17 protein-coding genes and 2 pseudogenes are annotated in these 19,548 nt (G+C 65.7%); 10 read left to right on the forward strand and 9 right to left on the reverse strand.

Going from position 1 to position 19,548, the window contains the following annotated elements; all coding sequences use genetic code 11:
• Nucleotides 1–72: 72 nt before the first annotated feature.
• Nucleotides 73–441, forward strand: a pseudogene (locus DSD19_RS09575) (IS5 family transposase); the annotation flags it as partial.
• A gap of 610 nt (nucleotides 442–1,051) precedes the next feature.
• Here DSD19_RS09575 and mutT read toward each other — a convergent pair.
• The 3 genes from mutT to DSD19_RS09595 are packed head-to-tail and all read right to left on the reverse strand — an operon-like array spanning nucleotide 1,052 to nucleotide 3,693.
• Nucleotides 1,052–1,450 carry an 8-oxo-dGTP diphosphatase MutT gene (mutT, locus tag DSD19_RS09585; protein WP_075784204.1) on the reverse strand — a complete coding sequence of 133 codons (399 nt, stop codon included), beginning with the start codon at nucleotides 1,448–1,450 and terminating at the stop codon, nucleotides 1,052–1,054.
• Nucleotides 1,447–2,826: a bifunctional glutamate N-acetyltransferase/amino-acid acetyltransferase ArgJ gene (gene argJ / locus DSD19_RS09590; protein ID WP_113669426.1), complete on the reverse strand. Its 1,380-nt coding sequence runs from the start codon at nucleotides 2,824–2,826 to the stop codon at nucleotides 1,447–1,449. Before argJ ends, mutT begins: the two co-directional genes overlap by 4 nt.
• A gap of 21 nt (nucleotides 2,827–2,847) precedes the next feature.
• Entirely contained in the window at nucleotides 2,848–3,693 is an 846-nt protein-coding gene (locus tag DSD19_RS09595; protein WP_113669427.1) for a peptidylprolyl isomerase, read from the reverse strand.
• Nucleotides 3,694–3,872: 179 nt separating this feature from the next.
• On the opposite strand from DSD19_RS09595, the gene secA reads away from it, so the two are divergent.
• From secA to DSD19_RS22740, 6 genes and pseudogenes are all read left to right on the forward strand, one after another.
• Entirely contained in the window at nucleotides 3,873–6,608 is a 2,736-nt protein-coding gene (gene secA / locus DSD19_RS09600) for a preprotein translocase subunit SecA (protein ID WP_113669428.1), read from the forward strand.
• 103 nt (nucleotides 6,609–6,711) lie between these two features.
• Entirely contained in the window at nucleotides 6,712–8,292 is a 1,581-nt protein-coding gene (locus tag DSD19_RS09605; protein ID WP_113669429.1) for a substrate-binding domain-containing protein, read from the forward strand.
• A gap of 119 nt (nucleotides 8,293–8,411) precedes the next feature.
• Nucleotides 8,412–9,221, forward strand: a complete 810-nt coding sequence (locus DSD19_RS09610; protein WP_113669430.1) for a UDP-2,3-diacylglucosamine diphosphatase — start codon at nucleotides 8,412–8,414, stop codon at nucleotides 9,219–9,221.
• Entirely contained in the window at nucleotides 9,218–10,456 is a 1,239-nt protein-coding gene (locus DSD19_RS09615) for a DUF3419 family protein (RefSeq protein WP_113669431.1), read from the forward strand. Before DSD19_RS09610 ends, DSD19_RS09615 begins: the two co-directional genes overlap by 4 nt.
• A gap of 4 nt (nucleotides 10,457–10,460) precedes the next feature.
• On the forward strand, nucleotides 10,461–11,114 hold the full coding sequence (locus tag DSD19_RS09620) for a class I SAM-dependent methyltransferase (protein WP_075784198.1): 654 nt from the start codon (nucleotides 10,461–10,463) through the stop codon (nucleotides 11,112–11,114).
• A 632-nt stretch (nucleotides 11,115–11,746) separates the two neighbouring features.
• Nucleotides 11,747–12,383, forward strand: a pseudogene (locus DSD19_RS22740) (transposase); the annotation flags it as partial.
• Nucleotides 12,384–12,488: 105 nt separating this feature from the next.
• Here DSD19_RS22740 and DSD19_RS21780 read toward each other — a convergent pair.
• Both DSD19_RS21780 and DSD19_RS21785 read right to left on the reverse strand, forming a co-directional pair.
• Entirely contained in the window at nucleotides 12,489–13,040 is a 552-nt protein-coding gene (locus DSD19_RS21780; protein WP_165828093.1) for a transposase, read from the reverse strand.
• Nucleotides 13,041–13,102: 62 nt separating this feature from the next.
• Nucleotides 13,103–13,477: a transposase gene (locus DSD19_RS21785; protein ID WP_207802442.1), complete on the reverse strand. Its 375-nt coding sequence runs from the start codon at nucleotides 13,475–13,477 to the stop codon at nucleotides 13,103–13,105.
• A 120-nt stretch (nucleotides 13,478–13,597) separates the two neighbouring features.
• Between DSD19_RS21785 and DSD19_RS22570 the strand changes: the two genes are divergently transcribed.
• The 3 genes from DSD19_RS22570 to DSD19_RS22575 are packed head-to-tail and all read left to right on the forward strand — an operon-like array spanning nucleotide 13,598 to nucleotide 14,468.
• Complete coding sequence (locus tag DSD19_RS22570; protein WP_371412575.1) at nucleotides 13,598–14,005, forward strand: transposase; 408 nt, start codon at nucleotides 13,598–13,600, stop codon at nucleotides 14,003–14,005.
• Complete coding sequence (locus DSD19_RS22745; protein ID WP_165828095.1) at nucleotides 13,969–14,340, forward strand: transposase; 372 nt, start codon at nucleotides 13,969–13,971, stop codon at nucleotides 14,338–14,340. The genes DSD19_RS22570 and DSD19_RS22745 overlap by 37 nt, the downstream gene beginning before the upstream one ends.
• Nucleotides 14,226–14,468: a transposase gene (locus DSD19_RS22575; protein WP_117434410.1), complete on the forward strand. Its 243-nt coding sequence runs from the start codon at nucleotides 14,226–14,228 to the stop codon at nucleotides 14,466–14,468. Before DSD19_RS22745 ends, DSD19_RS22575 begins: the two co-directional genes overlap by 115 nt.
• A gap of 147 nt (nucleotides 14,469–14,615) precedes the next feature.
• On the opposite strand, the gene DSD19_RS09650 is transcribed toward DSD19_RS22575, so the two are convergent.
• Genes DSD19_RS09650 through DSD19_RS09665 form a run of 4 tightly spaced genes read right to left on the reverse strand, consistent with a single transcriptional unit; the run spans nucleotide 14,616 to nucleotide 19,545 of the window.
• Complete coding sequence (locus DSD19_RS09650; protein ID WP_075784194.1) at nucleotides 14,616–15,719, reverse strand: flagellar basal body P-ring protein FlgI; 1,104 nt, start codon at nucleotides 15,717–15,719, stop codon at nucleotides 14,616–14,618.
• Entirely contained in the window at nucleotides 15,716–16,711 is a 996-nt protein-coding gene (locus DSD19_RS09655; RefSeq protein WP_165828096.1) for a flagellin, read from the reverse strand. The genes DSD19_RS09650 and DSD19_RS09655 overlap by 4 nt, the downstream gene beginning before the upstream one ends.
• An 18-nt stretch (nucleotides 16,712–16,729) precedes the next feature.
• Nucleotides 16,730–18,199, reverse strand: a complete 1,470-nt coding sequence (flgK, locus tag DSD19_RS09660) for a flagellar hook-associated protein FlgK (RefSeq protein WP_075784192.1) — start codon at nucleotides 18,197–18,199, stop codon at nucleotides 16,730–16,732.
• 32 nt (nucleotides 18,200–18,231) lie between these two features.
• The gene (locus DSD19_RS09665; RefSeq protein WP_075784191.1) at nucleotides 18,232–19,545 is read right to left on the reverse strand and encodes a flagellar hook protein FlgE; all 1,314 of its coding nucleotides are present in this window, start codon (nucleotides 19,543–19,545) and stop codon (nucleotides 18,232–18,234) included.
• Nucleotides 19,546–19,548 lie beyond the last annotated feature (3 nt).

Below are 19,548 nucleotides of genomic sequence, written 5' to 3' on the forward strand. Positions count from 1 at the left end.
GCTTCGGCTATCGGCGCGTGGGCATCATGCTGGAGCGCAAGGGGATGATCATGAACGAGAAGAAGCTGTACCGGATTTCCCATGAGGACAGAGATCACGCCTGGCCAAACGTCAGACTGTCTCGGCTTCGATCTGGTGATGGCGGATAATCTGCCCCGCCCGAGCGTGCTCATCGCAGATCGCGGCTACGATGCAGACAAGATCAGAAACGGCATGGAGGCGCGCAACGTCCTGCCCGTGATACCGATGCGCAAGTCCCGCAAGAAGCGCATTGGTGTCGATCGCTCGCTGTATCGCCTGCGTAATCTGGTCGAACGCTGCTTCAACAAGCTCAAGAACGCCAGGCGTGTCGCGACCCGCTACGACAAGACCGCTGAGAGCTTCCTCGGCTTCATTGACATCACGTCGATCCGTCTCTGGGTCCGCCATTTGTCAACATGACCTAGCCTGGCCATCGTCCCGACCGGATGCCTTGCTTCGTAAGCCGCGATCTCCTCCAGGCTCCAAGAATGGAGACCGTCCGCGTTCTTCGGGTGAAGATATTCGACCTCCGCCGCCGGATTCCGGTCGCAGAATTCGTAGCGAACCGCAAATTTGAACAGTTGTCCCACCGCCTTGACCATGCCGTTCGCGGCTTCGGGACGGCCGCGGCGTCCTGGCAACTCCCGTCGAGTCCGGCCCGAAGCCGACATTCGTTCCTGGCGCCGATGCCGCACCGCGGCGTCTCGAGACCGGCCATTCAAGCATTGTGCGGCATTTCCGAGGTGTGAAGGTCTTCTGAGCGAACTTCTCTTCCGATCGCCGAATCCGCAGCCTTCACCGCGCCCGGCATCCGCGAAGCGCAGTTCTTACGACGCCGATCCGTCGGCTTAGGGTCCAGACCCATTGATTTCGGGCGGTTCGCGTGATTCAGGCCTCGCAAGGAGACCTGACCGATGAGCAACCTCTACTGGCTGTCCGAGACGCAAATGGAGCGCCTGAAGCCATTCTTTCCGAAGAGCCATGGCAACAGGGCCAGAACGGCCGGGCCGATGCGCGGCCCCGTGCGTTGCTACAGCAAATCCTGCAGCACCGGAATCAGCGGCAGATCGGCCGGCGGCATCGGGAAATCGCGCAGATCCCGCGCATGCGCCCATTTCAGTACCTGACCCTCGCGGGGCTGGGGCTGGCCCTGCCATTTGCGGCAGGCGAACAGCGGCATCAGCAGATGGAAATCTTCATAGGAATGGCTCGCGAAGCTCAGCGGCGCGAGGCAACTTTCCCAGGTGTCGATGCCAAGCTCTTCCTTCAGCTCACGCTTCAGCGCGGCCTCGGGGGTCTCGCCCGGCTCGATCTTGCCGCCGGGAAATTCCCAAAGGCCCGCCATGGCCTTGCCCGCGGGGCGTTGGGCGAGAAGAACCCGCCCATCCGCATCGATCAGGGCCACGGCGGCCACGAGGACAATCTTCACGACCGGTAATCCGCGTTGATCTCGATGTAGCGCTTGGTGAAGTCGCAGGTCCAGACCGTCGAGGCGCCCTTGCCAAGGCCCAGATCCACCCCGATGACCAGCTCCTCACGGGTCATGTAGGCGGCACCCACCTCTTCTGCATAGCTTTCGGCGACCCAGCCCTTTTCGGCGACGAGGATCTCGCCAAAGCGGATCGACAGAAGATCGCGGTCGGCCCTGGCGCCCGACTTGCCAACGGCCATCACGATCCGGCCCCAGTTCGGGTCCTCGCCCGCGATGGCGGTCTTGACCAGCGGCGAATTGGCGATCGACATCGCCACCTTGCGGGCATCGGCCGGGCTGGCCGCGCCGGTCACCGCGACCTCGACGAACTTGGTCGCGCCCTCGCCATCCTTCACCACCTGATGGGCCAGATCCAGCATCACGCCCTTCAGCGCCTCCTGGAAGGCGCGCCCTGCCGAGCTGCGCAGATCGGTGATCTCGGGCACCTTCGACTTGCCGGTGGCCGCGACGATCAGCGTGTCCGAGGTCGAGGTGTCGCCATCGACGGTGATGCAGTTGAAGGTCTCGTCGGTCAGCTTGCCCAGCATCTTCTGCAGAAGCGGCTGGCCGATCTTCGCATCGGTGAAGATGTAGACCAGCATCGTCGCCATGTCGGGCGCGATCATGCCGGAGCCCTTGGCGATGCCCGCGATGCGGATCTGCTGTCCGTCGATCTCGACCGTGGCGGTCGCGCCCTTCGGGAAGGTGTCGGTGGTCATGATCGCCCGCGCGGCCAGCGGCAGCGCCTCGGGCGACAGCCGCGCCGCCAGATCGCCCAGAACCGCCGAGATCCGCTCATGCGGCAGCGGCTCGCCGATCACGCCGGTCGAGGCGGTGAAGACCCGCGCCTCTGGCACACCGGCGGCCTCGGCCGCGGCGGCACAAAGCGCCGAGACGGCCTCGGCCCCGGCGGCGCCGGTGAAGGCGTTGGAATTGCCCGAATTCACCAGAATCGCCGCGCACTGTTTCTGTCCGGGCTTGGCCGCGATCTTGGCCTCGCAGTCCAGAACCGGCGCCGAGCGCGTCGCCGACCGGGTAAAGACGCCGGCCACGGCCGTGCCGGGGGCCAGCCGGGCCAGCATCACGTCAAGCCGCCCCTTGTAGCGCACCCCGGCCTCGGCCGCCGCGAATTCGGCACCCTCGATCACCGGCAGCGCCGGGAACCCGGCCTCGGGGGCGAGCGGCGAGATCACCGGCGTCTTGGCGGGAACCTTTTCGGCAACCGCCACCAGCTGCGCCCGCAGGCGTTCGATCTCGCGCTTCAGCGGCTTGATCTTGGCCTTTTTCTTCTTGGTCTCGCCCGTATCGACCTTGTTCTTCTTGTCCTTGGCCATCTGTCCCTCTTGGATTGGCACCTATTGGTCGAGCAGCGACTGGTCTTTCAGGATCGCCGGGTCGACCTCGATCTCGTTCCGGGTGACGTCTGCCTCTTCGGTGTATTTTTCAAGCGCCTGCTCCATCGCCTCGCGCTGGATCCTCTGCACCAGATCGCCGCGGACATCGTCCAGCGCCGGGGCGTCTTTCAACCGGCTTTCGTAAAGCTTGATGACGTGCCACCCGAACTGGGTCTGCACCGGGGCCGAAACCTCGCCCGGATTCATCGCAACCACGGCCTCCTCGAAGGGCTGGACCATCATCCCTTCCGAGAACCAGCCCAGATCGCCGCCATTCGGACCAGAGGGACCGGTGGATTTCTCCTTGGCGAGTTCGGCGAAATCGGCACCGTTCGCCAGCTCGGTCTCGATCGCCTTCGCCTCGTCCTCGGTTTCCACCAGGATATGCGCGGCATGGTATTCGTTGATCGGATGCGCGGCTCCATAGGCCGCGTCATAGGCGGCCTGCACCGCCTCGTCGGTCACGGCCTCTTCCGCGACGCGCGACAGCGCCTCGCCCGCCACGAAGGACCGGCGTTCGTTTTCAAGCGCGAGGCTCGCGCCCTTCGAGAGGTCCGTCCCGATGGCCTCGCCCACCGCGGTCTGGCGGATCAGCTGGTCGAGCACCGCCTGATACAGCACGTCGTCGGGAAGCTGCTGATAGTCGGGCGGAAGCTGGGCGCGCAGCACGATCATGTGCCCGATGGTGATCTCCTGATTGCCCACCCGCGCGACGACCGTGTCGGGGCCGATATCCGCGGCCAGCGCGGGCAGCGCCATCCCCGCCGCGAGGGTCAGCGCGGCAAGCGGTTTGAGGGCAAATGTCATGGGGCTCTCCTTCTCGCCGGGCACTTGGCGGCGTTGACACCATTCCGGCCTCCCCTTACATCGCAACTGGTTCTCGGGGTCGGCCTTATTTCCTTGGCCACTTCTATTGCCGCATTCTCAGGCGGGCAAGCGGTCCGTCGTACAAGATCCTGTCAGATACGCATCCGCGCGGAGAGAACATGCTGGGCATCGGAACACTCACCCGTAAGGTCTTCGGGACCCGGAACGACCGGCTGGTCAAGAAGGTGCGCCCGCTGGTCGCCCGGATCAACGCGCTGGAGCCCGAGTTTCAGGCGCTGGACGACGACGGGCTGAAGGCCAAGACCGCGGAATTCCGCCGCCGTGTCGCCGAGGGCGAGGCGCTGGACGACATCCTGCCCGAGGCCTTCGCCAACTGCCGCGAGGGCGCGCGCCGGGCGCTGGGGCTGCGGGCCTTCGACGTGCAGCTGGTGGGCGGGATCTTCCTGCACCGGGGCAATATCGCCGAGATGAAGACCGGCGAGGGCAAGACGCTGGTCGCGACCTTCCCGGCCTATCTGAACGCGCTGACCGGCGAGGGCGTGCATATCGTCACCGTCAACGACTATCTGGCCAAGCGCGACGCCGAGTGGATGGGCAAGGTCTATGCCATGCTCGGCATGACCACGGGCGTCGTCTATCCGTGGCAGCCCGAACCCGAAAAGCGCGCGGCCTACCGCGCCGACATCACCTACGGCACGAACAACGAGCTGGGCTTCGACTACCTGCGCGACAACATGAAGTCCGAGCTGAAGGACATGGCCCAGCGCGGGCATTATTACGCCATCGTCGACGAGGTCGACTCGATCCTGATCGACGAGGCGCGCACGCCGCTGATCATCTCGGGGCCGAGCCAGGACCGGTCCGAGCTGTACATGACCCTCGACAAGGTCGTGCCCGACCTGACCGACGAGCATTACAAGCTCGACGAAAAGATGCGCAACGTGACCTTCACCGAAGAAGGCAACGAGTTCATGGAGAAGCGGCTCCATGAAATGGGCATCCTGCCCGAGGGGCAGTCGATGTACGACCCCGAAAGCACGACCATCGTCCACCACGCCCAGCAGGCGCTGAAGGCGCACAAGATGTTCCTGAAGGACAAGGAATACATCGTGCGCGACGGCGAGGTGATGCTGATCGACGAATTCACCGGGAGGATGATGCGCGGGCGGCGGCTGTCCGACGGGCTGCACCAGGCCATCGAGGCCAAGGAAGGCGTCCAGATCCAGCCCGAGAACGTGACCCTGGCCTCGGTCACCTTCCAGAACTATTTCCGGCTGTACGACAAGCTTGCGGGCATGACCGGGACGGCCGCGACCGAGGCCGAGGAATTCATGCAGATCTACGGGCTTGGCGTGGTCGAGATCCCGACCAACCGCCCCATCGCCCGGATCGACGAGCATGACGCCGTCTACCGCACCGCAACCGAGAAATACGCGGCCATCGTCGAGTCGATCAAGGACGCCCACGGGCGCGGCCAGCCGGTTCTGGTCGGCACCACCTCGATCGAGAAATCCGAGATGCTGTCGGACATGCTCAAGACACAGGGCATCCCGCATAACGTGCTGAACGCGCGTCACCACGAACAGGAAGCCCAGATCGTGGCCGATGCGGGCCGCTTCGGCGCGGTCACCATCGCCACCAACATGGCCGGGCGCGGCACCGACATCCAGCTGGGCGGCAATGCCGAGATGAAGGTCATGGAGGCGCTCGACGCCGACCCGACCGCCCATCCCGACGCGGTGCGCGCGCGCATCGAGGCCGAGCATGCCGAAGAAAAACAGAAGGTGCTCGAGGCCGGCGGTCTTTACGTGCTGGGCACCGAACGCCACGAATCCCGCCGGATCGACAACCAGCTGCGCGGCCGCTCGGGCCGTCAGGGCGATCCGGGCCGGTCCTATTTCTTCCTGTCGCTGGAAGACGACCTGATGCGGATCTTCGGGTCGGAACGGCTGGACAAGGTGCTGTCGACGCTGGGGATGAAGGATGGCGAGGCGATCATCCACCCCTGGGTGAACAAGTCGCTCGAGAAGGCCCAGGCCAAGGTCGAGGGCCGCAACTTCGATATCCGCAAGCAGTTGCTGAAATTCGACGACGTGATGAACGACCAGCGCAAGGTCATCTTCGGCCAGCGCCGCGAGATCATGGAAGCGGACGACCTGTCGGATATCGTGCAGGACATGCGCCACGAGGTGATCGACGATCTGGTCGAGACCCATATCCCGCCGCGGTCCTATGCCGATCAATGGGATGCCGAGGGCCTGCAGCGCGCGGTGGCCGAGTCGCTGAACCTCGATCTGCCGATCCTGGACTGGGCCGACGAAGAGGGCGTCGACGACGAGACCATCGCCGAACGGATCGCCGATGCCTCGGACAAGGCGATGGCCTCGAAGGCGGCGCAGTTCGGCCCCGAGGCGATGCGCAACATCGAAAAACAGATGTTGCTGCAGACCATCGACACCAAGTGGCGCGAACATCTGCTGAAGCTCGAACACCTGCGCTCGGTCATCGGCTTCCGCGGCTACGCCCAGCGCGACCCGCTGAACGAATACAAGACCGAAAGCTTCGCGCTGTTCGAATCGATGCTGAACAGCCTGCGCGAGGATGTGACCAAGAAACTCGGACAGATCCGGCCGCTGACCGAAGACGAGCGGAACGAGATGATCCGCCAACTGGCCGAACAGCAGGCCCGGCTGGCCGAGGCGACGGCACAGGCCCAGCCCTCGCATGCCGACGCGCCCGCGGACGGGACCGAACCCGCCCCGGCGGCGCTGACCTCTGCGGCCCCCGGTTTCGACGAGAGCCGCCCCGAGACCTGGGGCAACCCGAACCGCAACGATCCCTGCCCCTGCGGGTCGGGCAAGAAGTTCAAGCATTGCCACGGTCAGCTGGTCTAGGACCGGCGGCCGTCCGCCCGGCCGATTGAAACCCGACCGGTTGAAATCGGCGCCGCCAGACCCGACACTCGGGCCCGACAAAGGCAATGCGGTCCGGTTGAACATGCGCTGTCTGCCCGGCATCCTGCTTTGCGCGGCGCTGTGCCTTCCGGCCGCCCGGCCCGCCCTGGCCGGGGACGTGACGCTGATGTCGCGCGACGGCGCGGTCGAGATCGGCGGCCACCTGCTGGACTTCGACGGCGGGACCTATCGGCTCGACACGATCTATGGCCCGCTCGCGGTCAACGCCGATGCCGTGACCTGCAAGGGCGCCGCCTGTCCCGGCGCCGAGGCGCGTGTCGCCCGGTTCTCGCTTTCGGGGACGCCTGTGCTTGGCGCTGTCGCGATGCCCGCCCTGATCGAGGGCTTCGCTGCCGCACGCGGGATGACGGTCGAGCGGGCTGCCGACGGGCGGCGGGGTCTGTTCCGGCTGCGCGACCCGGACGACGGGACGCTGCGTGCCGAAATCGCCCTGACCACCGGCAGCACCGGCGAGGGCTTTGCCGATCTTCTGACCGGCGGCGCCGATATCGCGATGGCCGACCGCGCCATCCTGCCCGAAGAGGTCGCCCATGGACGCGAAGCCGGGCTTGGAGACCTTTCCGCAAGCCACCGCCGCCGGCTGATCGCGCTCGACGCCATCGTGCCGGTGGTGGCCCCAGACACCCGGATGGGGGACCCCGGGCGCGGCCTTACGCTTGAAACCCTCCGCGGGCTGCTGACCGGCGAGATCGTCGACTGGTCCCGGATCGGCGGGGCGGAAGCCCCGGTGACGCCCCATCTGCCGCGGCCCGGCGCAGGGCTCGGCCGGACCCCCGAGGCGCGGCTTCTGGAGGGACAGGCGCCGGGTTCTTCGGCGCGCCAGCACGCCGATGCGGCGGCGGTCTCGGGGGCGGTGGCGGCCGACCCGATGGGGGTCGGACTGACCCGGCTCTCGGCGCTCGGCGGCGCGGTTCAGGTGCCGCTGGCCGCCGGATGCGGCACCCGGCTTCTGGCCTCGCGCCAAGGCATCAAGACCGGCGACTACCCTTTCGTGGTGCCGCTTTTCCTTTACCTCGGCGCACCGCAGCTGCCGTCGCTTGCCGGGGCCTTCCTCGACTATCTTGCCACGCCCGCGGCCCAGATCGCGATGCGACGGGCGGGCTTTGCCGATCTCATGCGCGAGGAAATCCCGCTTGCCCGGCAAGGCGACCGGCTGGCCCTGGCCATCGCCGAGGCCGCGCCCGGGTCCGGTCTGGCAGAGTTGCAGCGGATGATGTCGGTTCTGCGCGGCGCGGTGCGCCTGACCGAAACCGTCCGCCCCGGCCCCGAAACGGACGAAGCCCTGTCGCAGTCTGGGATCGAGGCTCTGGCGCGGGCGCTGGAAGCCGGAACCTTCGACGGCCACACCCTGATCCTTGCGGGCTTTGCCGATGGCGGGGACGGTCCCGATGCCGACCGCGCGCTGGCCCGAAAGGACGCCGAGGCCGTGCGGGACGCCCTGCGTGCCGCGGCGACGGCCGCCGATTTCGGCCGGGTCCGGCTGGAAGTTGTGGCATTCGGCGCCCTGCTGCCGCTGGCCTGCACGGGCGGGCTGCCCGAAGACCGGCTGCCCGAAGCGATGGCACACCGGCTCAATCGCCGGGTCGAGATCTGGCTGCGCTAGGGCTCCCCCCGGGCCGAATTGCGACGATTCCGCCGCAGGCCGATGCGGGCCCGCGTCACATGGATGTTGCACGAACCGGGTATCCGGTTCCGAATGGAGTCTACATCATGGGTCCCGCTATGGAATGTCGCACCATATTTATTTCTGACATCCATCTGGGAACGCGCGGATGTCAGGCCGGGATGCTTCTCGATTTCCTGTCGCATCACAGCGCCGAGCGGATCTTTCTGGTGGGCGACATTGTCGATGGCTGGCGGCTCGAACGCACCTGGCACTGGCCCCAGACCCATAACGACCTGGTGCAGGAAATCCTGGCCCGCGCCCGGAGCGGGGTCGAGATCGTCTACATCCCGGGCAACCATGACGAGATGCTGCGTGCCTATCTGGGCACCCATTTCGGCGGCATCGAGGTCAAGCGCCAGGCCGTCCATGTGGCGGCCGACGGGCGGCGCTATCTGATCACCCATGGCGACCAGTTCGATTCGATCGTCATGCACGCCAAGTGGCTGGCGCATCTGGGCGACCGGGCCTACGGGGCGGCGCTGGGGCTGAACACCCTTCTGAACCGGGCGCGGCGGATCTGGGGCGGGCCCTACTGGTCGCTGTCGAACTGGGCCAAGCAGCAGGTCAAGCAGGCCGTCAACTACATCAGCGAATACGAAAACGTGCTGGCCGCCGAGGCCCGCCGGGGCGGGTATGACGGCATCGTCTGCGGCCATATCCACAAGGCCGAGCTGTCGACCGTCGACGGGCTCGCCTATGTCAATTGCGGCGACTGGGTCGAAAGCTGTACCGCCGTGATCGAGCATCCGGACGGCCGGTTCGAGCTGATCGACTGGGCCGCCGAGATGCGGGCCCGGGCATTGCACCGCGACCGTCTGCGCCTGCTGGGCGGGCGTCGCCGCGGCCAGGACCGCGAGGCGGCATGAGCGATATCTCTGTTCCCCCCGCATCGGTCGAAGCCCAGCTCGGCGCGGCCGTCCACCAGAACCGTGCCCTCTCCGCCACGGGCCTGCTGGAACGGGCCTTCTCGCGGCTTTTTCAGGGGCTGGTCTATGTTCAGATCTGGGAGGACCCGGTCGCCGACATGGCGGCGCTGGATCTGGCAGAGGGCGACCGGGTGGTCTGCATCGCCTCGGGCGGCTGCAACGTCATGTCCTATCTCACCCGGCGCCCGGCCGAAGTGGCCGCGGTCGATCTGTCGCCCGCCCATGTCGCGCTTTTGAGCCTCAAGCGCGCGGCGGCGCTGCACCTGCCGGATCAGGCGGCGTTCTTCACCTTCTTCGGCGCGGCCGACCGCCAGTCGAACGTCCGGGCCTATGACAGGTATCTGGCACCGCATCTGGACGCGGCATCCCGGGCCTGGTGGGAGGGTCGGGTGTTCGGCCGCCGCCGGATCGAAATCTTCGCGCGCGGCGCCTATCGCCATGGCCTGCTGGGCCGGTTCCTCGGCGCGGCCGGGCTGGTGGCGCGGCTGGGCGGGGCCGATTTCGACCGGCTTCTTGCGGCCCAAAGCCTGGAGGATCAGCGCCGCTTCTTCGAAACCGAGGTCGGCCCGCTTTTCGACCGGCCGCTGGTCCGCGCGCTGGCGCGGCGGCGGGCGGCGCTGTTCGGGCTGGGCATTCCGCCCGCCCAGCACGACAAGCTGGCCGCCGATGGCGGTGGCGACGTGATCCCGGTGCTGCGCGAACGCGTGCGCAAGCTTTTCTGCGACTTTCCCGTGGCCGAAAACTACTTCATCTGGCAGGCCTGCAAACGGCGCTATGGCGGGGTCGCAGGAGGCGCGGTACCGCCTTACCTCGACCCCGCCGCCTTCGAAACGGTGCGCGCGATGGCCGGACGCGTCTCGGTCAGGAACCGCTCGGTCACCGACTATCTGGCCGAACGCCCCGCGGGGTCGGTCGACTGCGCGGTGCTGCTCGATGCGCAGGACTGGATGACCGATGCCCAGCTGACCGCGCTCTGGACCGAACTGACCCGGGCCGCGGCGCCGGGCGCGCGGGTGCTGTTCCGGACCGGCGGCGAACCCGACATCCTGCCCGGCCGGGTGCCCGACGCGATCCTGGGGCGCTGGACCTATGACACCGGGGCGTCGCGCCGCGGCTCGGCTGAAGACAGGTCGGCGATCTACGGGGCGGTCCATCTTTACCGGCTCCGGGGCTGACCCGATGACCGATACGCCCGAGCACGCGGCATTGATGGATGCGACCTACCGGCATCAGCGGCTGATCTACGATGCGACCCGGGCCTGGTTCCTGCTGGGCCGCGACCGGCTGATCGCCGATCTCGCCCCACCCCCAAAGGGCCGGGTGCTGGAGATTGCCTGCGGCACCGGCCGGAACCTCGCCCGGATCGGCGCGCGCTATCCCGGCCGGCGGCTGTTCGGGCTCGACATCTCGCGCGAGATGCTGCGCACCGCCTCGGCCCGGCTGAACGGTCGGGCGCTGCTGGCCGAGGGCGACGCGCGCCGCTTCGATCCCGAATCGCTGTTCGGCACCGGCGCATTCGACCGGATCGCAATTTCCTACGCGCTTTCGATGATACCCGACTGGCCCGAGGCGATCCGCGAAGCCGTGCGCCATCTGGCCCCGGGCGGTACGCTGCACATCGTCGATTTTCACGATCAGGCGGGACTGCCAGAGGCTTTCGGAAAGGGGCTTCGGGCCTGGCTTGCGCGGTTCCATGTGGAGCCCCGCACCGACCTCGCCGGGGTCGTGGGTCGCATCGCGGCCGAGACCGGCGGCGAGGCAACCCATCGCGTGCTCTTCCGCGGCTATGCCCAGATCGCCGTCATCCGGCAAACGTCCCGGGGCCTTCGCTGAGGATCGGCGCCGCGCCTTCTTCGCGCTGTGCCCTCGACGCCAGCGTCAAGGCGCAGGAAGCCAGCAGGCAAGGAACCGTGTGGCGGACCACAACCGAATCCGTCCTTGCCGGATTCCGGATGCCTCGATCCCGGGCGCCGTCGCCAGTTGCCGCTCGAACCGATACCGCCCCATAAGGCGACCGCGCGGTTTCTCGTCGACCTCCCGCAGCGCGCCGTACCCGGTGGTCTGGCCCCAGCTGCCGCGCGGCTTTCTGATGCTCGGAGTGGATCCGGAGCGAGTGTCTCGATGGATGCCCTATTGAAGGGTCTCGTGGACCGAGGAGCGCTCGGCGCGGCCGCAAATGGCCTGATGCCGTGAAGGCGCGGATCCGTGGCCAAAACCCTGCGCCCGGTGTGACCGTGGCCGCTGTGGCGCGTCAGCACGGCGTCGAGGCGCCCGGTGATCGACTTGGCGGCCCCTGGCCCGGCCGGGCAAGCTCGTGCTGGCAGCCCCGGAAGACGAAGTCGAGTTCGCGGCAATATGGGTCGCGACCAAGCCTGTGGACTATCGCAAAGGGCACGACGGGCTGGCGGTGCCGGTGAAGAACGGGTTTTCGAGCTGCGGCCGGTCTTTGATGCGCTGATGGCGGATTGAAGCGCTCGTCCAAGCTCTTTAGGGACGCGACCCGCGCCCCGGTGCTCGGCCCGGGGCGGCGGAGAGCGAAAACCGGTGCTTCCTGGACCCTGGAACGGGACGAGCGTCCATCAGGCGGCGGGGCACCGCCCGGTGTAGCCTCCTGCTCTGCAGCGGGACGCGGTGGCCAACAGGCCGAGCGCATCCTGCAAGGTTCTGGTGGCGCCCCGCAGGAGGACAGCTATCCCGGTTACACCTGGATCCCGAGATCAGGCTGGCTATCCTTGGGTGTGTGCCAGGCGCAGGCTGGTGAAGATCGCCGGGACCGGCTCCGCACCAATCGCCGAGAATGCACACAGCGCATTGGTGGGCTCTATCGCATCGCATCGCATCCCCGGCCTCGATCCCACTGCGCGTCTCGCCGCAAGACACGTGCGTTCGGTGCCGTCCATCGGCGACTTCGAGGAAGGACCCTCCAAGCATCGCGCCCCTGTCCCGAGGCAGTCGCCCCTCGGCGCAAGGCCGACCCGCATCGCGAGATACTGCAACGGCCTCCGCCTGTTCCTGACCGTTGGCCGGATCGAGCTTGACAACACCACCGTCGAACGCCCCATCGGTCTGAACCCGAGGACAGCCCTCTTTGTCGGCCATGACGCAGAGGCCCAGATCTGGGCGGCCATCGCGTCGCTGATCGAGACCCGCCACTTGCACCCGGTCGACCCGCGCGGGTGCCCTTCGCGATATCTCCGCCAATTGCCATCATCTCACGATGCACTTGCCTTTCTTCTCAGGCAGATGCCCCGGTTTCAGGCGCGCGGGACGGGTCGCCTGATTTTCGGGTCCGTTCTTCAGAAGCGCACAGTCCGGTCGGCCGATGCGGTTGGCCAGCGCGATGGCGGCCTGTTCGGGCTTTTTGCGCTCTGTGATCATCCACAGCCAGTCCTCGCCCGGTTCTCCTCGGAGGCGCGCACCGACCGGGGCAATGGTGCCGAGAAAAAGCAGGCGCCGCGAATCCCGGTTGCCCGTCTTCAAGATCCGGCCCAGCCGCCCCTTGCCACCGGTGGAATGCGGTTTCGGTGTGAGGCCGATCCGGGCAGCCAGGTCCCGACCCGACCTGAAGCCCGACGCCTCCCGCAGCGCCGCCACCAGCGCGCTGGCCGTGATCCTGTCGATGCCGGGGATCGTCCGAGGGCGCTGCGCGGCGTCGTTCGCCTTGGCGTCAGCGTGGATATCTGCGATCAGCCGCGCGATCTTCTCCTGTGTTCCGACCGACCCGTCGGCCGGCAGTGTCAGCGCCTCGCGCGCCGACACCGGAAGGTCGGCCCGGTCGCAGGCCGCAATCAGCCGGTCGGCATTGTAGATACCCTTCGCCACTACAATCCCGGATCCGCTTGGATCGCGTTCACGGTCAGGGTCCGCTGGCGGACGAGGAACTCCCGCGCCTTGTGGCTCATCAGAAGGTCCCGCCTCTCCTCGGCTTTCACCGGATCGAAGTGCATCGACAGCCAAGACACCGCCCCGCAGATCGACTCCGCATCCGCCTTGTCGGTCTTTCCTCTCTTCACATAGCCCTTGACGCAGGACGGCTGCATCAGCCGATCTCCGTGCCCGAGCTTCGTCAATTCCCGCGCCCAGCACCGCGCGCCGGCACAGTCTTCCATGCCGACCAAACTGTCCGGCAGGTTGTGAAAGACCTCCAGCATCCGACCGCGCCGAAGCTGACGGCGCGGGACCGCGCTTCCCTTCATCGTCGACACCGTGCAACTGAAAAACACTCTTCGCCAGATCGACCCCGATCGTGCCACGCCCGCTCGTGGATAGCTCCCCTCATTGGTGACTTTTCACAGCACCCAATGTGGCACATTGCGATGCCGGGAGCGGGCGCCATCCTCTTGGTCAATGGCGGGCATGGATCTCTTCACGAGGCGTATGCTCAGGGCATCGCGACACGGTCCGTCGATCGCCTCGGCAAGGCAAAGGGCATGTCGAGGATAAGCAGAAACCAGGTCTCGCGGCTCTGCGAAAAGATCGACGGCAAGATGACGGCGTGCCTGAACCGCCCCCTCGAAGGTGACTGGCCTTGTCCCTGGATCAACGCCACCTCCCTCACGGCGCATCGGGGCGAGCGGATCGTGTCAGTTGCCGGCATCATTGTCATCGGGGTGAGCACCGACCGACAGATCGAGGTTCCGGGCTTGCCAACAGGTATATCCGAGGTCGACCGATCTGGACCGAATTCTTGCGCAAGCTCACAAGGCGTGGTCTGCGCGGCGTAACGCTGGCGATCTTGGATGCCCATGCGGGCATCAAGACCGCCATCTCCAAGGTTCTCAGCGCCACCTGGCGGCGCTGCCGCATCCATTTCCAGCGCAAAGCCTTTCTGCCCTTGCCGGAAAAAGCGGGCGTCTCGGCTTTCATCGCCACCGCCTTCGCCCGGACACTGACGACGCGGTCAGCCCGCAGCGGCGCGCAGTCGCCGATCAGCTCCAGCCCAAAGTGCCCAAGTTCGCCGCCATCATGGACGAGGCCGAGCATGACGTCCTGGCCCGCATGTCTTTCTCCAAGGCCCATCGGGCACGGCTGGACTCGACAAACCCGATCGAGAGACTGAACGCCGAGATCAAGCGTCGCACCCAGGTTGTCGGTATCTTCTCCGACTATCAAGCCGTGGTCCGCCTGGTCGGCGCCCTGCCCCCGGGGCAGAATGATAACGCGCCATCCAGCGTACCCGATCCGTAACGCCAGCAATGATCGCACCTTAGGCGATCATTCCGTCATCGGCCTGCCTGCCGTGACATCCCGATCACGCAGGCCCGCACCGAGCATCACGGCCAGGACCGGCGCGAAATACAGAATGCCTCGGGACAGAGGATCACGATACTGGGATCACCGGACGACAAAATCCGCATGCAAAGCCCCAGCTGCCTTGATGCTCTTGAGAATGTCGATCATGTCGCGCGGAGAAACCCCCAAGGCGTTCAGCCCCGCGACCACTTCTGACAAAGATGTTCCTTCGTTGATCTCGGCCAGACCCGTTCCCGGATCTTCTTCAATTTCCGCCCTGGTCCGCGGGACGACCACGGTCTGCCCTTGCGCGAAGGGGTTCGGCTGAATGACCAGTGGCTCTTCCTGCACGCGCAACGTAAGATTCCCTTGAGACACCGCCACGCGAGAAATGCGTACGTCTTCCCCCATCACGATGGTCCCCGATCGTTGGTCGACCACGACCGTCGCCTTCTGCTGAGGCTCGACCATGATCCCCTCGATGCGTTGCAGAGCATGGGCAGGCGACGCCGCGCGGGTTGCACCAATGTCAAGCACGACGGTGCCCGAATCGACCATGCGTGCAACACCGCGGCCGTAATCATTGTTGATCGCGGCTTCGATCCGCCCCGCCGTGGTAAAGTCTGGGTTGCGCAGCGCCAAGCGCAGGCGATTGAGCGACCCGAAATCGAAATCGATTTCACGCTCGACCCGCGCACCCGAAGGGATAACGCCCGATGTCGGAACGCCTTCGACGACCTTCGCGCCGTCGCCCTCCGCAGAAGCGCCGCCAGCGATCACGGCCCCTTGCGACACCGCATAGATCTGACCGTCGGCCGCGTTCAGCGGCGTCATCACCAAAGTGCCGCCCAAAAGGCTTTTGGCATCGCCGATGGCCGAAACGGTCACGTCGATCTGAGACCCGGCGCGGGCAAAGGGCGGCAGGCTGGCGGTGACCAGAACCGCTGCGACGTTCTTGGGCCGGAACTGCTCTCCGGTAACGTTAACGCCAAGCCGTTCGAGAATGTTGGACATGATCTCTTCGGTGAAAGGCGCATTTCGGATCCCGTCGCCGGTCCCGTTGAGACCGACGACGAGGCCGTATCCGACCAGATCGTTGCCCCGAACCCCATCGAACTCCACCAGATCCTTGATACGGATCGGCGCCGAAAAGGCCGGAAAGGCAAGAAGAAGGATGGCGAGAAGAAGGGTCAGGCGGCTGATCATGACATGTAGTTCGTGAAGCTGAGGCGCGCCAGGCGTGCCGTGACCGTGTAGAGCGTATCGATCTGGGATTCGACGGCTTCCATCTGGGTGGCGGTTTCGTACGGATCGAGGCCAATCACACCATCGCGGGCAAGCAAAAGCGTCTTCCGGTTGGCACTGTTTTCGGTTTCGATCGACTCAATCTTTTCCTGGCGGACCCCAAGCAGCGCCCGAACGTCGGTCAGCGCGCTGTCGGCGGTCAGAAGACCTTCGCCCGCAGATTCGGCCAGAAGCGACCTCTGCACCGGGCTCCCTGAAAGAAGCGCCGGGTCTGCCAGAAGCGCACCTGTCGCCAAGGACTTCAGCACATCGCGGATGGCCGGGTCCATGGCGGTGACGTCAAGGCGGACGGTCTCTGTCTCGTTGAGGCGGACGGTCCCGACGGCGGTTGTCGACCCCTGATAAGCAACTGTGTCGAAACCGCCGGGGGAGTTGAACCAGTTGTCAATCGCGGTTTCGATGTCGGTGACACTGATCAGGCCGCTGATCGCACTCCCGATCGAAGACAGGATCGTATCGGCGCTGGCCAACGCCGGCGCGTCGGTCGCATCGCCGGCAAACAAAGATCGTCCGGCAAACCGCGTGTTCAGGGCGGCAATGACCTGACGGAACTGTTCGTCTGCCTCCTGGCCTGCCGCGGCGATCATGTTCTCGTGCTGACCCGACGAACTGCTGACCAAGGTCGAGCCTATCTCCTTCGCCGTATCGCTGAGAACGCCCAGCGCCGCTTGCATGACCTCCGCCGTCGATTTGGTTTCGGATGTCGCAAGGTCATAGGCGTCGAGCATCGTCAAGCTGCGCTCGATCGCGCCGAGAGGGCGGAAATCGCCCCGCACACGAGCGGCCGGATCAGAGGTTACCCCGCTGACCATTTCCTCTGTCAGGCGTGTGAATTGCGCCTTGACCTCGGCATTGCGCGTGCGAAGCCCGAGGCTCTGCGCCAGATCTCCCATAGAGATTAAGGACATGACTCAAAGCTCCATCAACAGGTTGATCAGTTCGTCAATCGTCTTCATGACCTTCGCGTTGGCGGCGTACGCCTCTTCGAAGAGCATCAGCATCTGCAGTTCGTGGTCCGTGTCGACACCGTCGGCGAGTTCAGCTTCCCGAAGCGTCGCGGCACGGGCCGTGCTGAAAGTGGACTGGTCGATGGCCGATTGCGCGCGAACCGAGATGCCGGACACCACTTCGGACGCGAGATCGGCCATGGTGAAGGCCTGAGTCGTGTAAGAACCGGAGCTTGGGGTGCGGCTGGCTGTCAGGGCATCGGACATCGAATTGAGCAGGCTCGCATCGCCAACCGAGCCCGCCGACCCGGCCATCAGCCCGCTGCGGAGCCGCCAGAGCGCACCGCCCTGATCCGGGTCGACAAGGGCGTTCACGCCGATCCGCGTGGACAGTCCGGTCTCCGCATTGGGATCGGAAACAAGGTCGAAGGCGGCCCCGAAATTGGTGAAGAGACCCGCATCGGTCGCCCCAAGCGAGGCGTCGACCGCCGGATCCTGAAAACGTTCGATCAGGTCGCGCGTGAGCGCGTCGAGATCGGTCTGCGCCTGGACCGCGGTGACGTCACGCTGTTCGAACAGGGCTTCTAGACTGCCGCCGCCCATCGCCGCGTAGGTGCCCGACACCTTGACGGGTTTGCCGTTCATGTAGAGGCCATTGAGGGCCCCGCCTTCGACCGTCATTTGGGGAACGATCACGCCAGCGCTTGAGAAGGAGAATTCGGCCGGAGGGCCGTCAATCAGGGCAGCGCCGTTCTCGGTGTAAAGAGCCACCATGCCATTGTCGCGCGGGATCTCCCGGATCGGGACGATCTCGGCCAACTTGTCGATCAGGATCTGGCGTTGATCGACAAGCGCGTTGGCGTTGTTGTTGTAGGAATATTGCTTGCAGATCTCGGTGTTGAGCTCGGCGATCTGCTGAAGCGTATCGTTCAGGGTCTGCACGGTCGAAGCGATGCCGGATTCCGCATCCATCCGCGATTGCTGGATGGCATCGGCCGCATCGTTGATCCTGCCGGTGAGGCTTTGGGCTGCCGAAAGCACGGTTGCAAGCCGGGCATCGCTGTCAGGTCGGCTGGCCGCGGCGGTAAGCGCGGATTCGAAGGCGGCAATGCTGCCGGAAATCGAATCGGCGCTGTCTGCCGTTCCAAAGGCGGCCTCAAGCTTCGAGAGACCGTCGGCGCGGGTTTCGGCCTCGGCCGAGGCCGCATCTGCGAAGCGCCGGTCGCCGATCAGCTGCTGGTTCACGTCGCGGCGCACCCCCACGACCTTCACACCGCTGCCCGACGTCGAGACGGTGTTCGGCGTGGTTTCCAGAACGCGCCGGCCATAGCCTTCGGTCAGCGCGTTCGATACGTTCGACGAAACGACCTGGGCACCGCGGGAAGCGGCATTGAGGCCGGATAGGGCGTTGGCCAGGCTCGCGCTCAGGCTCATGTGTCACCTCCTCTTCCCGCCGCCGGGACAGATTACCGTTTGATGTTGGTCGTTTCCTGGAGCATCTCGTCGACGGTCTGGATCACCTTCGCGTTCGACGAATAGGCCCTTTGGGTCTGGATCAGTTCGGTCAGTTCGCCGGCGACATCGGTCGCCGATTCCTCAAGCGCATAGCTCACCACATCGCCGGTCGGGCCGTCGCCGGCATCCCACATGAAGAACGAGCCGCTGGTGTCGGACTGGCTGTAGCATTGGTTGTCATGGGTATAGAGGCCGTTCGGGTTCGACACGTCGACGATCGGAACCTGATACAGCGTGCGGGTAATCCCGGTGTCGAAGTTGGCGCGGACGAACCCGTTCGAGTCGATCTCGATCGAGGTCATGTTGCCGACCGGGAAACCGTTCTTGGTGATGCTGGTGGGCGCGAAGCTGTCCGACAGCTGGGTCGTGATCGACCGGCTCTGGAAGGCGCCGATATTGATCGACATCGTGTCCGCGTTGGGGCCGACCTGCACCGTCAGGATACCGGTCGCCGGATCCCAGGCGCCGCCAGTATTGTCGGTCACGCTCAACAACGTGCCGCCATAGGTCTGGCTGTCGTCGAAGACGAGATCGTAATCGCCCACCACCGCGCCGGTGGCCGAGTCGGTCAGCTGCATGTTCCAGGTGTTGGACAGGCCCGCGACCGACGTATCGGGCGTATAGACGATGTCGATGCTTTGCGAGGTGCCGAGGTTGTCGAAATACTCGACCGACAGGGTCAGCGGATCGCCCGTCGCAGAGGCCGAGTTGAAGGCCGTCTCGGTCGCGGGCAGGTTGACGCCGAGGGTCATTTCCGTCGTCGGTTCGGTCGCGAACTGGTTGGTCTGGATCTGGATCGGCACCAGGTCGTCGGTCGTGTCGCGGGAATAGGACGGGATCGTGCCGCTGGCATCGGCGGGCCAGCCCATCAGGACGAGCCCGGTCGAGGTTTTCAGATACCCATCCTCGTCCGTGCGGAACGACCCGGTCGTGGTCATGTACATGGTGTAGTTGCCGACGTTCGAGATCAGCTCGGACTCGGTCATCACCGGCAGGAAGCCCCGGCCGCGCACCGCGAGGTCGGTCGCGTTGGCCGTGGTCAGAAGCGCCCCGGACTGGTCGATCATCCGGGTGGTCGTGGTCCGGACGCCGCCCGCGGAGTAGCTTCCGCGCGACCCGTTGATCACCATAGAATGAAAATCGGCCTCTGCCGTCTTGTAGCCATAGGTCGAGGAGTTCGCGATGTTGTCGGAAATCGTCGCCAAGCGAGTGGCGTTCGCCGCGAGACCGGCGACGCTTGCGTTGAGCGAGGAAGAAATCGTCATTTG

It is taken from the genome of Rhodovulum sp. BSW8 (genome assembly GCF_003314725.1).
In the GTDB taxonomy this organism is placed as follows: domain Bacteria; phylum Pseudomonadota; class Alphaproteobacteria; order Rhodobacterales; family Rhodobacteraceae; genus Rhodovulum; species Rhodovulum visakhapatnamense.

What these genes read in the sequence shown, in the direction of transcription:
- argJ (WP_113669426.1), bottom strand. Translation starts at nt 2,826, where the DNA reads ATGGCCAAGGACAAGAAGAACAAGGTCGATACGGGCGAGACCAAGAAG.
- DSD19_RS09595 (WP_113669427.1), bottom strand. Translation starts at nt 3,693, where the DNA reads ATGACATTTGCCCTCAAACCGCTTGCCGCGCTGACCCTCGCGGCGGGG.
- secA (WP_113669428.1), top strand. Translation starts at nt 3,873, where the DNA reads ATGCTGGGCATCGGAACACTCACCCGTAAGGTCTTCGGGACCCGGAAC.
- DSD19_RS09605 (WP_113669429.1), top strand. Translation starts at nt 6,712, where the DNA reads ATGCGCTGTCTGCCCGGCATCCTGCTTTGCGCGGCGCTGTGCCTTCCG.
- DSD19_RS09610 (WP_113669430.1), top strand. Translation starts at nt 8,412, where the DNA reads ATGGAATGTCGCACCATATTTATTTCTGACATCCATCTGGGAACGCGC.
- DSD19_RS09615 (WP_113669431.1), top strand. Translation starts at nt 9,218, where the DNA reads ATGAGCGATATCTCTGTTCCCCCCGCATCGGTCGAAGCCCAGCTCGGC.
- DSD19_RS09620 (WP_075784198.1), top strand. Translation starts at nt 10,461, where the DNA reads ATGACCGATACGCCCGAGCACGCGGCATTGATGGATGCGACCTACCGG.
- DSD19_RS21785 (WP_207802442.1), bottom strand. Translation starts at nt 13,477, where the DNA reads ATGAAGGGAAGCGCGGTCCCGCGCCGTCAGCTTCGGCGCGGTCGGATG.
- DSD19_RS22570 (WP_371412575.1), top strand. Translation starts at nt 13,598, where the DNA reads ATGCCGGGAGCGGGCGCCATCCTCTTGGTCAATGGCGGGCATGGATCT.
- DSD19_RS09650 (WP_075784194.1), bottom strand. Translation starts at nt 15,719, where the DNA reads ATGATCAGCCGCCTGACCCTTCTTCTCGCCATCCTTCTTCTTGCCTTT.
- DSD19_RS09655 (WP_165828096.1), bottom strand. Translation starts at nt 16,711, where the DNA reads ATGGGAGATCTGGCGCAGAGCCTCGGGCTTCGCACGCGCAATGCCGAG.
- flgK (WP_075784192.1), bottom strand. Translation starts at nt 18,199, where the DNA reads ATGAGCCTGAGCGCGAGCCTGGCCAACGCCCTATCCGGCCTCAATGCC.
- DSD19_RS09665 (WP_075784191.1), bottom strand. Translation starts at nt 19,545, where the DNA reads ATGACGATTTCTTCCTCGCTCAACGCAAGCGTCGCCGGTCTCGCGGCG.